The sequence below is a fragment of the Chroococcidiopsis sp. TS-821 genome, from assembly GCF_002939305.1.
GTDB lineage: Bacteria > Cyanobacteriota > Cyanobacteriia > Cyanobacteriales > Chroococcidiopsidaceae > Chroogloeocystis.
Genome location: NZ_MVDI01000005.1, coordinates 1 through 14,807 on the forward strand (window position 1 = coordinate 1; position 14,807 = coordinate 14,807).

At 44.6% G+C, this 14,807-nt stretch carries 12 protein-coding genes and 1 pseudogene; 4 read left to right on the forward strand and 9 right to left on the reverse strand.

Going from position 1 to position 14,807, the window contains the following annotated elements; translation table 11 throughout:
* Together B1A85_RS25590 and B1A85_RS14240 are read right to left on the reverse strand one after the other, a co-directional pair.
* Window positions 1-175, reverse strand: a pseudogene (locus B1A85_RS25590) (photosystem II q(b) protein); the annotation flags it as partial.
* Window positions 176-404: 229 nt separating this feature from the next.
* Entirely contained in the window at window positions 405-755 is a 351-nt protein-coding gene (locus B1A85_RS14240) for a histidine triad nucleotide-binding protein (RefSeq protein WP_104547581.1), read from the reverse strand.
* A gap of 57 nt (window positions 756-812) precedes the next feature.
* Between B1A85_RS14240 and B1A85_RS14245 the strand changes: the two genes are divergently transcribed.
* Together B1A85_RS14245 and B1A85_RS14250 are read left to right on the forward strand one after the other, a co-directional pair.
* Complete coding sequence (locus B1A85_RS14245; RefSeq protein WP_104547582.1) at window positions 813-2,333, forward strand: YifB family Mg chelatase-like AAA ATPase; 1,521 nt, start codon at window positions 813-815, stop codon at window positions 2,331-2,333.
* Between the two features lie 302 nt (window positions 2,334-2,635).
* Window positions 2,636-3,976: a GntP family permease gene (locus B1A85_RS14250; protein WP_104547583.1), complete on the forward strand. Its 1,341-nt coding sequence runs from the start codon at window positions 2,636-2,638 to the stop codon at window positions 3,974-3,976.
* A gap of 132 nt (window positions 3,977-4,108) precedes the next feature.
* Here the strand turns inward: B1A85_RS14250 and B1A85_RS14255 are convergent, their stop codons facing one another.
* From B1A85_RS14255 to B1A85_RS14285, 7 genes are all read right to left on the reverse strand, one after another.
* The gene (locus B1A85_RS14255) at window positions 4,109-5,464 is read right to left on the reverse strand and encodes an RNA polymerase sigma-54 factor (RefSeq protein WP_104547584.1); all 1,356 of its coding nucleotides are present in this window, start codon (window positions 5,462-5,464) and stop codon (window positions 4,109-4,111) included.
* A gap of 33 nt (window positions 5,465-5,497) precedes the next feature.
* Window positions 5,498-6,820, reverse strand: coding sequence for a sigma-54 dependent transcriptional regulator (locus B1A85_RS14260; RefSeq protein ID WP_168192406.1), 1,323 nt, complete (start codon window positions 6,818-6,820; stop codon window positions 5,498-5,500).
* Window positions 6,798-8,300, reverse strand: coding sequence for an ATP-binding protein (locus tag B1A85_RS14265; RefSeq protein ID WP_104547586.1), 1,503 nt, complete (start codon window positions 8,298-8,300; stop codon window positions 6,798-6,800). The genes B1A85_RS14260 and B1A85_RS14265 overlap by 23 nt, the downstream gene beginning before the upstream one ends.
* 124 nt (window positions 8,301-8,424) lie before the next feature.
* Complete coding sequence (locus tag B1A85_RS14270; RefSeq protein WP_104547587.1) at window positions 8,425-10,257, reverse strand: TonB-dependent receptor; 1,833 nt, start codon at window positions 10,255-10,257, stop codon at window positions 8,425-8,427.
* Window positions 10,258-11,586 carry a methyltransferase domain-containing protein gene (locus B1A85_RS14275; protein WP_104547588.1) on the reverse strand — a complete coding sequence of 443 codons (1,329 nt, stop codon included), beginning with the start codon at window positions 11,584-11,586 and terminating at the stop codon, window positions 10,258-10,260. It lies immediately after the preceding gene.
* A 193-nt stretch (window positions 11,587-11,779) separates the two neighbouring features.
* Window positions 11,780-12,136: a hypothetical protein gene (locus B1A85_RS24585; RefSeq protein ID WP_210404460.1), complete on the reverse strand. Its 357-nt coding sequence runs from the start codon at window positions 12,134-12,136 to the stop codon at window positions 11,780-11,782.
* Window positions 12,137-12,436: 300 nt separating this feature from the next.
* Window positions 12,437-13,009, reverse strand: a complete 573-nt coding sequence (locus B1A85_RS14285) for a PleD family two-component system response regulator (RefSeq protein ID WP_104547589.1) — start codon at window positions 13,007-13,009, stop codon at window positions 12,437-12,439.
* Between the two features lie 490 nt (window positions 13,010-13,499).
* On the opposite strand from B1A85_RS14285, the gene lipA reads away from it, so the two are divergent.
* Window positions 13,500-14,423, forward strand: a complete 924-nt coding sequence (gene lipA / locus B1A85_RS14290) for a lipoyl synthase (protein ID WP_104547590.1) — start codon at window positions 13,500-13,502, stop codon at window positions 14,421-14,423.
* Window positions 14,424-14,555: 132 nt separating this feature from the next.
* Window positions 14,556-14,693 (forward strand): photosystem I protein PsaX, encoded by a 138-nt coding sequence (locus tag B1A85_RS14295; protein WP_104547591.1) that lies wholly within the window; start codon window positions 14,556-14,558, stop codon window positions 14,691-14,693.
* Window positions 14,694-14,807: the final 114 nt, after the last annotated feature.

Sequence of the window (14,807 nt, forward strand, 5' to 3'; positions counted from 1 at the left end):
CTACTGGCGGTGCGGCGATGAAGGCGATGATGAAGCAGGTTGTTGCTGCTAACAGTGTTGGGATCATCAGTACGCCAAACCAGCCTACGTATAGCCGGTTGTCTGTTGATGTTACCCAGTTGCAAAACCGCTCCCACAATGATGCGCTTTCGCGTCTTTGTAGAGTTGTTGTCATCTTTCTATGATTGCTTGGTGTTATTTTTCAAACTCAAGTTAGGTAGGTATACTACCCATATCAATAGCTTAAAGGTTGTGTTGAGATTTGTAAATTGTTTTGTTATAAGCTTTAATTATCACAATTATTTAATTATTTTATAAATTATGACCCCGCTCTAGAAAGCTAAAAAACGCTCAGTGTTGGTTTAGTCTGTGTTGAGTTAGAGGCTAATTGCTGTTTTGATAAATCAGCCAGGAGGCCACTTCATTTGTCTTCCACCTAAAATATGTAGATGCAAATGGTACACAGTTTGACCGCCATCGGCTCCAGTGTTAATGACTACGCGATAGCCATTTTCCAAACCAACTTGTTGTGCTACGCGTTTTGCTGTGAGTAAAAGGTGTCCCAAAAGTGTGCAGTCTTTAGATTCAGCATCGGCTAATTTCGCAATCGGTTCTTTGGGAATCACGAGGATGTGTACAGGGGCTTGCGGGTTGACATCTTTAAAAGCAAGTGCCAAGTCATCTTCATAAACAATATCAGCGGGAATTTCGCGGCGAATAATTTTGCTAAAAATAGTTTCTGTAGTTTCACTCATGCTGATCTATATGTAGTTCTGCTAGAGATTCTAAAGGGTTATTGTTCTGGAATAAAGATGTTGGCGCGGGTTTGGAGTGCATCTATCGTTGGCATCGATGCCTTGAAGGTGGGTGTAGAAATCGATGTATCTGGCGGACTACCAGGAATTGTTGTGGTCGGACTACCAGATGCAGCAGTACAAGAATCGCGAGAAAGGGTGAAAACAGCACTCAAAAATGCGGGATATGCTTTTCCCATGCGCAAAATTGTGATTAATCTAACGCCTGCTGATGTGCGAAAAGAAGGTCCTAGTTTTGATTTACCAATGAGTGTTGGTATATTAGCGGCGTCAGAACAAATCAACGCTCAACTTTTGGGAGATTACCTTTTTTTGGGTGAAGTCTCGCTTGATGGTTCGCTGCGTCCAGTCGCTGGCGTGCTACCGATCGCAGCTGCTGCCCGAAAGCTTGGTATTGTCGGTTTAGTTGTTCCTATTGATAATGCCGAAGAAGCTGCACTTATCCAAGATGTTTCTGTTTATGGTTTTAAGCATTTGGCTGAGGTAGCTGATTTTCTCAATAACCCGCAGCGCTATCAGCCAGTCAAGAGTGAGGTACAACAATTAGGAAAAACGCGCTCATCCAGTGGAGACTTGAAAGATGTCAAAGGTCAAGCACACGCTCGCAGGGCGCTAGAAATTGCGGCGGCGGGAGGACATAACTTAATTTTCGTAGGACCACCAGGAAGTGGTAAAACAATGTTAGCGCGTCGCCTACCAGGAATTTTGCCGCCGTTGAGTTTTGCGGAAGCTTTAGAAGCGACACAAATTTACTCGGTTGCTGGGTTGTTGAAAAATCGCGGTTCGTTGGTGCGCGATCGCCCATTTCGCAGTCCGCATCACTCGGCTTCTGGTCCTTCGCTGGTTGGTGGAGGTAGTTTTCCGCGTCCTGGAGAAATTTCCCTGGCGCATCATGGCGTTCTTTTTCTAGATGAGTTTACTGAGTTTAAACGCGATGTTTTAGAATTCTTACGCCAGCCGTTGGAAGATGGTTATGTTACCGTATCGCGTACGCGGCAATCTGTTGTTTTTCCAGCACAGTTTACGCTGGTTGCAAGTACGAATCCTTGTCCTTGCGGTTATTATGGCGACTCAATTCAACCGTGTACTTGTTCGCCACGCCAAAGAGAGCAATACTGGGCAAAACTATCAGGTCCATTGATGGATCGAATTGATCTACAAGTTGCGGTGAATCGCCTGAAGCCAGAAGAAATTACGCAACAGCCTAACGGAGAACCATCAAGTAGCGTGCGACACCGAGTTGAAGCCGCACGCGATCGCGCGCTCAAGCGCTTCAATTCAAAAATTCGCTGTAATGCGGCTATGCAAAGTAGCGACTTAAGAACTTGGTGTCAATTAGATACCACTGCAACGACTTTACTTGAAGGTGCCATTAAAAAATTAGGTTTATCAGCACGAGCGAGCGATCGCATCCTTAAAGTGGCGCGGACAATTGCTGATTTGGCTGGCGATGAAGATTTGCAAGTTCATCATGTTGCGGAAGCAATTCAGTATCGTACTATTGACAGAATGCAGTAAATCATTGCTAACAGTATTTAATCAGATAATCTTGCAGTCATATTTGAATCTTTATTTTAAAAAATTGCTGTTTTAATTTAAATATTATTTATATTTGTTGCTAAAAATAAACTCTCTTAAACGTCCTGTTCAAGTATTCGTTACGACAAATACTCAATGCATTTTGGTTATCCATCTTGCGGGGGTAGTCATTGCACCGCGTTGTTTTGTAGAATTCCCAAGGTTCCCCTCATTGCATAAAGCTTGCACTTGAGATTGCAATCAAACATTGTATTGTGAGGCTCTAAATAGGAAAAATTCAAATGCAACCTTGGCTGATTATACTTTTACTAATTTCGGTCGCTTTTATTGTTTTTTCTACAACAAAACTCAAGCTCCATCCATTTTTGGCTTTAATTTTTGCTGCTTTAGGTTTCGGAATTTTAGCAGGAATGCCCTTAGATCAGGTGATTGAATCAGTGTCTGATGGATTTGGGAGAACACTCGGTTCAATCGGAATTGTGATTGTTGCAGGTATTATTCTAGGAACTTTTTTAGAAAAATCAGGTGGGGCGTTTACCTTAGCAGATAGCGTACTGAAGCTAACGAAAAGAAAAAATGTCCCGTTAGCAATGGCAATTATTGGTTACATTGTGGCGATTCCTGTTTTTTGTGATTCAGGATTTGTGATTCTATCGCCGTTAAATAAGGCATTGACTAAAAAAGCAGGAATGTCTTTAGCCGTGAGTGCGATCGCCCTCAGTTTAGGACTGTATGCAACGCACACAATGGTACCGCCAACCCCAGGACCCATCGCTGCTGCTGGATTACTCGAAGCGGATTTAGGGTTAGTCATTCTTTGCGGATTAGCTGTTTCGATTCCTGCTTTATTAATTGGTTGGCTATTTGCCTTAAAATTTGGCAGTCGTACGTATATTGACCCAGAACCAGAATTTAGCGAAGCAGAAATTAATCAAATTATGCAGGAAGGTCCTTCCGCATTCCAAGCTTTCTTACCGATCGCGATTCCAATTATTTTGATCCTTGCTAAATCGATCGCTGATTACCCAACGAACCCGTTAGGAGAAGGATTCTTACAAACTTTTGTGAGTTTTATTGGCAACCCTTTAATTGCTCTAATCATCGGTGTTCTGATTTCCTGGAGTTTACCGAAAAAATTTAATCGAGAACTGCTTTCGGATCGCGGTTGGGTAGGAAAAGCATTACTCGATTCCGCAGCCATTATTTTGATTACAGGTGCTGGTGGTGCATTCGGTAGGGTTTTGCAAAATTCTGGGATTGCTGAGGCGATCGGTAAGAACTTAGCTGGAGGAAATTTAGGCATTTTTTTACCGTTTATCATTTCCTCTGCAATTAAAACCGCGCAAGGTTCTTCGACGGTTGCGATTGTGACGACAGCAACCTTGCTAGCACCGTTACTCGGCGTTCTGAATCTCGATGCACCGCTCGATCGGGCGCTAACTGTAGTTGCGATTGGGGCTGGAGCGATGGTAGTGTCGCACGCTAATGACAGCTATTTTTGGGTCGTTTCGCAGTTTTCGCGAATGACGACTGAACAAGCATTCAAGCTACAAACTTTGGGAACTTTGACCGAAGGCGTTGCCGCCGGAGTTATTGTTTGGATTATTAGTCTTGTGACTTAATCTTAGAGTTTTATAGCTTGTAAGAGTGCAGTTACTGAGCTACAGTATAGCTTCCAATTCTGGAGAAGCCAAACACTCAAAAGTTACTCTAGCTGCGGTTTCTCTGCACTCGTCAACTTTGTTCAGCTAGCCCTAATCATAATCGCGGTGACGACGCATAGAAGTGGATGCAATACCTGCGGCTTTACGGTATTTGGCAACTGTTCTACGTGCAATAGAAAGATGATAGCGAAGCTTTAAGAGTTGAACGAGTTGTTCGTCGGTGTAGGGCTGATTGGGAGATTCCTCGGCGACAAGTCGTAGGAGGAGTTGTTGAATTTGTTGGGGTGTACGTCCGCCTACAGACATAGGCACGCACAACGATGCGAGGGGAATTGTGCGTTCGCGCGTTCCACACACGCGCAAATATCTACTACGAACGATTCTACTAACCGTAGCATTACTCAATCCCACTGATTGCGCGACAATTTGTTGGGGTGTGGGAATTAAAGCTAATGCATCTTGGCTATGTAAAAAAGCTTGTTGGCGTTCGACTAAAAACTGTCCGACTTTGAGCAAATTTTCTTGCCACTGATCGAGCGCTGTGAGTAAGCTTTGCGCTTTTTGTAGCAGCTTTTCTAAGCGTTGTTTATCTTGTGCTTTTGCTTGCGGTTGCTGTAACAAATGAATTGCTTCTTGATTAAGACAAAATCGCTGACGCGGTTGCGCGATTAAAGAAACTTGCCAAGTTTGATTGGCTGTTAGTTCGGCTTGCAAATCTGGCGTGACAATGGGTACATTGCTGTAACCAAAATTTCTGGCTGGGCGCGGTTCTAAAGTTTGAATTTGCGCGATCGCCGCTTGCAAATCTTTATAAGTTATTTGAGATGTTAGTTGTAATGAACCGTTAATTTTTTGTAGTAATAGTTCGCAATTCTCAATTGCCTTCGGAGAATGACCAACACAATCAGCTATTTCTTCCAAGTAGTCGCGCGCTAAAAGTCTCGCCAGTTCCTCTACATCGTCTTGAAGTTGTAGTAGTAAACATTCGCGTAACGAACGCGCGCCAATTCCTGGGGGGTCGAGACTTTGCAGGATTGGTACGCATCTTTCTAATTCTTGAGGACTCCAGGAAGTTCCTTGTGCCCAAGTTTCGGGAGTTTGTTCTAAGTATCCGGCACTCGATAACCATTGAGTGAGATAAATGAGTATTTCGCGTTGCTGATTTGAAATTGACAACGCGGCAATTTGTCCGTACAAATGCTCTTGGATTGTCGCACTTGCTGCTTGGACATCGTACCACTCTGGTAAAACGTCACCGATGAGCGAGTCACGATTGTCTGTCGGCGTTTCAATTAAAAACGGGTTTTCCTTCGCTTCGGCTTGCAAGTATTTAACGACTTGGTTGCGATCGCAAGACAGCAAGCGTATGAGTTGCTGTAACGTTGGATAAAGAACAGTATCCGTTTGCAAGCGCGTCGCTAGTGACTGGGTAGAAGCAATAACCATATCGTAAGGTCAAAGGTCAGGGTTAAAAGCTAGCTATAAATTCCACTGTTGGCGTTTCTGGGCAAAGGTTTGAAGGTCCAAACCTAGGAGTTTATGCGGTTGTTGCGGATCGAGAAGTAACGCGCGACGAATTAAATCTTGTTCGAGTTGCGCTAAGGCTTGCGCTAAGTTGAGTTCGGGTTGCTCGTTTTGCGTAAAAACGAGATGTTCGGGTAAAATGGGTCGTCCGCCAGAAAGAACAGCGGCGCGTTCGAGAATGTTTTGTAACTCGCGGACGTTTCCAGGAAACGGATAGCTTTTGAGTTTTGTCATCGCGGTTTCGGCGATCGCTAAACTCGGATACCCTTGCTTGAGTGCTATTCGACTTAAAAAATGCTGCGTAAGAAGTTCGATATCTTCTACGCGATCGCGTAAGGCGGGTAATTTTACGCGCACAACGTTCAGGCGATAATACAAATCTTCGCGAAACTGGTTACTATGTACCATTTCTTCCAAATTTCGGTTTGTCGCAGCTAAAATTCGGACATCGACTGTGCGCGTTTGGTTACTTCCTAAGCGTTCAAACGAGCGGTCTTGCAAAACCCGCAATAATTTACTTTGAATCACTGGTGTGAGTTCGCCGATTTCATCCAAAAATACAGTTCCACCATTCGCTTGCTCAAAACGACCAATACGCAGGTGATCTGCACCTGTAAATGCGCCTTTTTCGTGTCCAAATAACTCAGCTTCTAACAAATGTTCTGGTAGCGCGGCGCAATTAACTTTAACTAAAGGTTTTTTACTGCGCGCACTTGTCGTATGAATCATCGACGCGACCAATTCTTTACCTGTACCTGATTCACCTAAAATCAATACAGTGGAGTCACCTTGGGCGATGCGACCAATCAGTTTAAACACATTTTGCATCAACGGCGATCGCCCTAGCATTTCTTCGGTGTTTTGACCGAGTGTTTCTGCACTGACGCGGTACACTGGTGTTTGATGATGCGCAAGTGCTTTTTCGGTAAGCTCGACTAAAGTTTCTAAATCAAAAGGTTTGGTTAAATAGTCATAAGCGCCTAGCTGCATTGCTTCAATCGCAGTCCGGCTGGTGCCGTAAGCCGTCATCACAATTACAGGTAGTTCAAAGAGTATTTTGCCTAAGTTTTTTAATACGGTCATTCCCTGCGTGCGTGGCATTTTTAAATCGAGAAACACCAAATCAGGGCGATCGCCTTGTGCGATACCGTCTTGAATAATTTTGAGTCCTTGACTGCCGTCTTTTGCTTCTATAACGGTATAGCCTTCGTCTTGTAATATTTGTGCCATTGCCTGACGCAATGGTTTTTCATCATCAATAATTAAAATTTTTGGCATATTGTGAATTAGTAACAAACGCTACTCGGTCTAGTGGTAAGTACACACTAAACTTTGTACAGCCAGGGTGCGACTGTAAATCGATATATCCTCCGTGATGCGTCACGATTTCATGGCTGATTGCGAGTCCTAATCCGGTTCCATCAGCTTTTGTCGAGTAAAACGGGTCAAAAATTCGCTCTTGTTGTTCTGGCAGAATTCCGACGCCGCGATCTTCTACCCATACGATTAAATATTGGTCTTGTTGTTTTACTCCGACTTTGACTTCGCCAGGCGGGATACTTGCTTGAATTGCGTTGAGAATCAAATTTAAGATAACTTGTTCAATGCCGCGACGTTGCAATGAAATTTCTGGCAATGGTGCCAATGCAAGGAAATATGTCAAAGCTACATCCTGTTGTTCGGCTTGGGGGCGCAGCAGTGATACTGCTTCCTCTGCGATCGCTTCTAAGGAAACATTCACAAATTCTTCTTCTTGTTGGGTTTTATCGAAATAAAGTAACCTTTTGACTAATGTCTCTAAGCGATCTACTTGCTCTAATAGACTCGGAATCGGCAAATTTGTAATTTCTTGCCTGTGTAGCTGTCGTTTGACATACTGTAAATTGAGCCGCATACTGGCTAAAGGATTGCGCACTTCATGCGCCACACCTGCAACAAGCTGTCCTAACGAAGCGAGACGATCTACGCGCCGCAACCGCTGCTCTAACTCTTGCCGACGCTGCTGCATTATATTAATTGATGCTCCGACTTGTCCCATTTCGGCGGGAAGTGGCGGAATCATATTGGCTTTACCTTGTTCAATTGCTTTGATACCTTGTTGTAATTGCAATACCCCGCTGCGTAATTGGATTGTGATATAAACAGTCCACCCGACAACGCACAAGACCATCACGATCGCGAGTGTTGTAAGGATCTGCGATCGCGCGTCAGTCGTTCGCGGAATTCGCTTCATTGTCCACACAGCACCGCCAAGTGGTAAAGGATCGGCACGTAGGACGACAATATCCAAGCGCGAGTAGAGTCCCATTTCCTGTGGTAGGTGCTGCCGACTTGCATTCGTGACTAATTCCAAAATTTTGCCTTTTTCTGCTTGCGGAATATCGCGTTTGGGAACAGGTCCGCCGTGAGTCGGATAGGCATAACCTAAGAGTTGATTTTCACTAAAGATGTAAAAACCACCTTCGACGCGGGGAAAGTCACTCAACGCTGCATGCGATAACTTCCACAGATAGTCATCCCACTTCTTGCTCACAACGATAGGGCTGTGACTCGGATTGTCTTCCCAAAAGTGTTGCATCAAGCGGGCATTGGCACGCGCTAATTCGCCTTGCGTGCGGGCGGCGATCGCACTTTCGCGACTGTGAAATAATTCTGCTAATAGCCACAGCGCGGCTCCACCCAAACACAAAAACAGCGCGATGAGAATTGTCAATTGTTGCTGAAGTGTCCAACGTCGCGGGACGATACTCTTGCTCATTGATATTTACATTTGTGTAAAATTTTCTCAATGACTCATATGCCTTATTATCGCTAAGCAAGCGTTCAAGGTGTGAGTTCAATTGCTGGTATCATCTTTGCTAGCGACAATTGTCCCTCTTGATTTACCACTGAATGCGGTAGGTTAGGCTCATAGTTCTTCCTCTAGCAGGTAAATTGAGCGTTTCATCCACAAAGCCATCAAGTTGAGAATTCACTGTTTGATACTGCTCGTTTAAGAGATTTTGAAGGTCCAAAGTTAACTCTCCCTGCCCAATCTTGAGCGTACTAGAAAAATTCACAACGGTGTAGCCATCGATCGGTAATGGGTCAGATCCGGCTTGAAATCCGACGATGCGATTGTTCACCTGCGATAGCTGCAAACGATTGCGCCAATTTGGCAGCGTTTGGTTTTCGATATACGCACTCAGCGTCACTGGCAAAACCTCATAGCTACTCAACGCTAAATAGTTGCCATCTCGGTTCGTGTCATTTTCACCGAAGTAGTAGCTTAAGGTTCCTCCTAGTTGCCAATTGCCTGATGGTTGCCAGTCGATAGCGGCTTCAATACCATAGTGACGCTGTGGCGCGCGCACAAGCTCAATACCACCACTGGGCGAAGCCGTGTAAGCTGCTCCTAAGTCGGATTCGTTGTAGAACGCAGACAGCGAAGCTTGGATTTGTTGCCAGTTCCCTTGCAGCCCAATTTGGTAGTAATTGACTTTCTGCGGCTGAAATGGTGTCAATTTAGGATCGATGCGAAAATCTCTAGGCGGATAGCTGAGGATGCTAAAGCCATAATCAGGAATAAAGAAATCTTGCGAAAACTGCGCATAAGCTTGAAGCGATCGCGTCAGATGATAAACAAGGCTGGCATTGAACAACAGATCGTTGAACTGAAGCGCACCGCCAGCGATCGCATCACCGCTGTAACGGTTAAAGTCACTATCGTATAGCGGGATGTAGTTATTAATTTGCAGCTGTAGCCAGTTGTGCCGAATTCCACCGCTTAGCTGCAAGCGATTATTGACCTGCCACTCTAGCGATGCAAACACGCCAAGACTTTCCAAATTATAGGGCGGTACATAAGTTGCTGCACTCGTCTTTTGAGCAATCTGTCCGTCACTAAAGTCATAAATTTGTTCGTCAAAAAATTCCAACTCAAGCGCATTTTTGGCTTGATACTCGTAGTCGGCTCCCCAGCGTAAACGAACGCGATGCAACAATGGCGTTTCTACTTGCAGTTGCCCTCCAATCAACTCGCTACCCGATCGCGTGCGGATAATACCTTCAAAAAAGCCGTCGCGATCGTCTAACAGCGTGCGTTCAACATAGCGCGATCGGCTGTAGTAGCTAGAAAGCGATACACTACTGCCTGCAAGATTTTCATTCGCGTAGCCGATGCTGAGGTTGGTAGATGCTGTTCCTGGCAAATCTGCATCGCGCACTGTCACGCGGCGGCGAATTCCCCGCGCCTGCTGTTGTCCAGGCATTTGCAAAGAGTCGTCATCGGGGACAACATTAATACGAGCAAACTGTTGAACCGCGCGAACCGCAAACTGCAAGCGCTCGGTTTTGCTGAGATGAATATTGGCGCTACCAAACGCATCGAGTTGCGTTGTGTCATCGCTACCAAAGCTACTGTTGGGTAGCATATTCCCCTCAGCATCAAAAACGCTGTTGTTGAAGCGAGTAGAGATATCAAAGCGGTAGTCCAGATTTTTTGCTGTGCCTGCAAAATATTGTCGCAAAAAGTAGTCAAATTTCTCTGCTGCCAAAATAGCCCGACCGCTTATCGGTGCCGTGACTCCGATTTCAGCGATCGCGGTAAAATTATCCTCTGGCTTTGTAGAGGTATCAGAAGATTGCGGTGCTTGAGCGATTTGCGTTGCCACAGGAACTGCTGCTATTACCTGTGCAGCCGCAGACGTTGCCATAAATAGCACAAACGCTTCCATTCAAGGTTTTTCAACCATAACATACAAATCTGTCAAGAGCGTTGCTAATAAGTCTGTGACTTCTCGGAGTGCTTGCTCGTCAGAGACAGGCTCAAGCGTACAAGGGTCTAACGGTCTAATTTGTTGCCAGCGTTTTGCAAGTGTTGCTACCGATTGCGGTGCTTCCCATAGCGGTAGCAGACAAGCTGCCATGTTACCGTCTACAGTAGTTGTCTTTGCCCCCAAAATTGACAGGTATTGGTCGATCGCGACTGGACGATTGTGCCGTGCAGATGCTTGAATCGCAGCGCGAACCGTAGCAGTTTGTAATTGAGGATGCAGATAAACGCGATCGCTACTGTGAATCGCGGGTAGATTTTTATGCAAAGGCAGTAGTGCGATCGCATCCCCTGTGGCGTGAGTAGACCAAAAATCAAGCAATCGATGAATTGGATGAATCAGTTCAAAAAGTTCGAGTTGCTGCGGGTAGGAAAGCATCGGTAAACTTAAGCCAATAAACGCAGGCATTTGCTCGATCGAACCAAAAAGTGGCGTGAGATCCCATTGCTGCCAATTCACCATTTCAATCAAGCTGAGTCCTGCGGCTGCGAGCATATCAAATAGATTCGCGATGGTATAGCCTTTGTCTCCTTGCAGCAAATAGTTCATCCGAATCACTTGATTAGTCACGACACCATCAGCGTCAGGAGTCCAGGTTTTTGCTTTAAGATCCACCCAGCTAGGCATTGCATTCATTGTTTCTCGTACCAATGCTTCTTCGGATTCACCTGCATTTTCATGAAACAATCCCATCAATTCAAACATCTTTTGCGCGCGGTAAAAGTGCTGTCGCTGAATGACGCTGTGTAAATTGGCACGAATAATACCATCAGGCTTTAATACTGCTTTCATCGTTCGCAGCGCTTCTATTGGATCGGGCAGTAAATATAGCACTTCATCGCAGTTGATGTAGTCAAACTCTATTCCCAAGCGTGGTAGTTCTTCCGCTGATAGCACTTGAAACTCGATTTGCACGTCGCTCAGGTGTGAGACGCGCTTTTGAGCCATCGCAATCGACGCCGGTGACACGTCAATGCCAATTATGCGCGCCCCTGGATTGGCGATCGCAAGAATAAGCGAAGTTAACCCACTACCGCAACCGACATCAAGAATCACTTTATCCTGCGGATGCACGACGCGATGATGCTGTAAATAGTAGGGCGTAGCGATCGCCTGCTGGTACAGTTTACTAGGCTCCGGCTGAACGGGCTGGTCGATGGGAGTAGCTGGATAAGGAGCCGTTTCGTATTGGTGAAAAATAGCATTGAGGCGCTCAATTGAAACACTCATAATCACAAAAAATAAATAGTCTTGTTATCAAATGATTAATGCAGCTTCATTATGCAAGAGCTAAGGAGGTATGAAAGCAAAAGCGCTGAGTGCGGAGTTGATCAGTCTCACACACTCAGCACCATTCCCCTAGCACTGCTTAGCTGAATTTTAGAAGCTTTCGCAATATCTCATTGAGATTCTATGCCATGCATTACAAGCTTGGAGGTAGTGACGGTGGTGGAACGCTACCTTTGGGAGGTGCAGTTCCCTTGGGTGGCGGTGGTTCAGTCCCCTTGGGCGGTGGTGGTTCAGTCCCCTTGGGCGGTGGTGGTTCAGTTCCCTTGGGAGGTGGTGGTTCAGTTCCCTTGGGTGGTGCAGTAGTTTGTCCTTTAGCGCCTTTAGCTCCTTTCTGAGCATAGAGCGTTTCTGAGCTTGCTGAATTAAATTCTGGTGTTGACGTAGAACGTACTGTCGCCGCAGCGGTTTCAGCAAGAAGAGGTGCAAGCGCTAAAGCAAAGAGCGCCCCTGCTCCCAAACGGAGAATCAAAGTATGAGCGAATCGACTCATGATGGAAGTCCTTCATTTGTCGTAAAGTACAGACCCTTCTTAGAAAAGCGAACTATTAGTTATAGAGTTTGGCTTTCCCAAAATGGGTTGTATGCGCAATGTGATGCGATACATAATTTCTCTTGTGCAAAAACGATGCCAAAAAAGATGACATTTTTGCATAACCAAATGCCGTCACAAGTAACTAAGCTATGTCTAGAGCAAATTGTTGAGTACCAATACTAGAAACCACAGTCAATTTTGTAAAAAATTATATACAAAGATACTGGATTTAAAGACAACACTTACGCTCAGTGAGTGTTAGCTAGCACGGTGATGCAGCCAACTGATGAGTTGTGCCATTTGTTTCTTCAATTGGTTAATTTCTGTTTGCATCTTTGTGATTTTTTGATTCAGTAACTCTATTTCGCTGAGGTTCGCATTATCTAAAGAACCTTGAATAACCGTAGGTTCTTGAATAACTGTGGGATTACTGACAACCACTTTTTTACGTGGTAGCTTCGCTTTCTGCATTGCTGATTTAATTGCAGCAACTAACTCTTTTTGTTCAAATGGTTTTGAAATAAACTCAAAGTATTCAAACGGTTCCTGAATTTTTTCTAAAACTTCTTCCTTGCGTCCAGACATTAAGACCAAAGGAATTTTTTGCCAATGATGATTTTGCTGAATTTGTTGAAAAACTTCCCATCCACTAAGTTTAGGAAGTAGAAAATCCAACATAATTAAGCTTAAGGATTCTTGAGATATTAATTTTAGACCCTCCACGCCATCTTTTGCTTCTAAAAGCTCAAAATTACCAGGCGGTAACATCTCCTTAAGCCGCGCTCGAATCACTCGACTATCATCAATAACGAGTATTTTATTACTTCCCACAGCAATGGCTCCCTCAAAAATAATAAAAAAATAAATAGTAGATTTAATAACAAATAAACAAGTCAGTAGTTTTGGCTAAATAGAAGAGAAAAGAGGCGTAATTGTATTTTGTATTGTCATTTGATGCTAAGTAAACTTGGTGTTAGCAGCATCTTATAGATTGAAGTTGCCAATTTGGCATTTTTCCGGTAGCCTGTAACAATAACGCTATAAAATAAACTTAACGCTGCTGCCGATCTCAGTCCAAGAGAAATTCTACTGATACTGGACTCAGGCTATTTTAAGTAGGGCGATGATTTAAGTAAATCTACGGTAGTTGCATTTAACTTTTGTGAAAGCTATATAACTGTGTCAACTGTAGAATAAGCATTACTGCGCAAGTCGTGCCAAGCTGATGAAAGCCGCTATTGATGTGGATAACCTATAGTTTATAGAGAAGATTATTTAAGTAATAACAGGTTGCGCTCTGCTGCAGTTCTACTAAGCGTTTATGAATCAATCACCAGCTTCCAAACTCAATTTTGACCCAGTACCAGCATGGTTGCGTCGTCCAATTGGAAAAGCTAGCGAACTCTCTATAGTCCAAAAAATTATTAAGCAACGTCAAATTCATACTATCTGTGAAGAAGGTCGCTGTCCTAACCGCGGTGAGTGTTACGCGCAAAAAACGGCATCCTTCTTACTGATGGGACCTACGTGTACTAGATCTTGTGCCTTTTGTCAAGTTGATAAAGGTCACGCACCCATGCCGTTAGATCCTGACGAACCGCGCAAGGTAGCCGAAGCAGTACAGTTATTAGGGTTACGCTACGTTGTTTTGACCTCGGTAGCGCGGGATGACTTACCCGATCAAGGTGCGAGTTGGTTTGTAAAAACGATGGAAGCGATTCGCAAAGATAACCCAGCGACACAAATTGAGGTTCTCACCGCAGATTTTTGGGGTGGTACTTCTCAAGAAGCAGGACAGCGCGATCGCATTGCGACGGTCGTTCGAGCAAAACCAGCGTGTTACAACCACAATATCGAAACTGTACGCCGCTTACAAGGACCTGTACGCCGAGGAGCTAAATACGATCGCTCGCTGCGCGTTCTTCAAATTGTCAAAGAACTCGATGCGAGTATTCCAACGAAATCTGGGTTAATGCTGGGACACGGCGAAACCGAAGCAGAAGTGATTGAAACAATGGCAGACTTGCGGACGGTAGGATGCGATCGCATCACGATTGGTCAGTATATGCGCCCTTCACTCGCACACCTCCCTGTACAGAAATATTGGACACCCGCAGAATTTGAACATTTAGGAGCGATCGCCCGCGAGATGGGTTTTGCGCACGTGCGTTCGGGTCCGTTGGTGCGGAGCTCGTATCATGCTGGAGAGGACGAGGAAAGCAGAGAGTTAGAGCTCAGGGGTTGAAAGTCAGGAGATTATATAACTAACCCTGGTCGCTCACGCGTCACTCCTTTGAAAATATTTCTAGAGAAATGTACTCAAACAAACCAATGTTTGGTATTTCTTAATAAGTTACAACATTAGGAGTTGATTCTTATGACTTCTCAAGCTACTAAAGATGCCACCATCAAAACAGGTAATCCTCCTTACCCTTATCGGACAATTATTGCCCTCATCTTGCTAGCAGGTAACTTTTTAGTTGCTGCAATTTATTTCCGCATTATTAATCCTTAAGTGAGATTGTAGAGCAAGAGTTAGAAAGTAAAAGCCAATAGGCTGGAGATTTTGGGCGTTAGGAGGCTAGATCTGTAGTAAAACAATTAACTGTGCTGCACGCTAGCATCGTTG

Excerpts from the sequence above, each read along its gene's own strand:
- B1A85_RS14255 (WP_104547584.1), bottom strand. The coding sequence starts at position 5,464 with ATGGTTATTGCTTCTACCCAGTCACTAGCGACGCGCTTGCAAACGGAT.
- B1A85_RS14260 (WP_168192406.1), bottom strand. The coding sequence starts at position 6,820 with ATGCCAAAAATTTTAATTATTGATGATGAAAAACCATTGCGTCAGGCA.
- B1A85_RS14270 (WP_104547587.1), bottom strand. The coding sequence starts at position 10,257 with ATGGAAGCGTTTGTGCTATTTATGGCAACGTCTGCGGCTGCACAGGTA.
- B1A85_RS24585 (WP_210404460.1), bottom strand. The coding sequence starts at position 12,136 with ATGAGTCGATTCGCTCATACTTTGATTCTCCGTTTGGGAGCAGGGGCG.
- B1A85_RS14275 (WP_104547588.1), bottom strand. The coding sequence starts at position 11,586 with ATGAGTGTTTCAATTGAGCGCCTCAATGCTATTTTTCACCAATACGAA.
- lipA (WP_104547590.1), top strand. The coding sequence starts at position 13,500 with ATGAATCAATCACCAGCTTCCAAACTCAATTTTGACCCAGTACCAGCA.
- B1A85_RS14295 (WP_104547591.1), top strand. The coding sequence starts at position 14,556 with ATGACTTCTCAAGCTACTAAAGATGCCACCATCAAAACAGGTAATCCT.
- B1A85_RS14250 (WP_104547583.1), top strand. The coding sequence starts at position 2,636 with ATGCAACCTTGGCTGATTATACTTTTACTAATTTCGGTCGCTTTTATT.
- B1A85_RS14265 (WP_104547586.1), bottom strand. The coding sequence starts at position 8,300 with ATGAGCAAGAGTATCGTCCCGCGACGTTGGACACTTCAGCAACAATTG.
- B1A85_RS14240 (WP_104547581.1), bottom strand. The coding sequence starts at position 755 with ATGAGTGAAACTACAGAAACTATTTTTAGCAAAATTATTCGCCGCGAA.
- B1A85_RS14245 (WP_104547582.1), top strand. The coding sequence starts at position 813 with ATGTTGGCGCGGGTTTGGAGTGCATCTATCGTTGGCATCGATGCCTTG.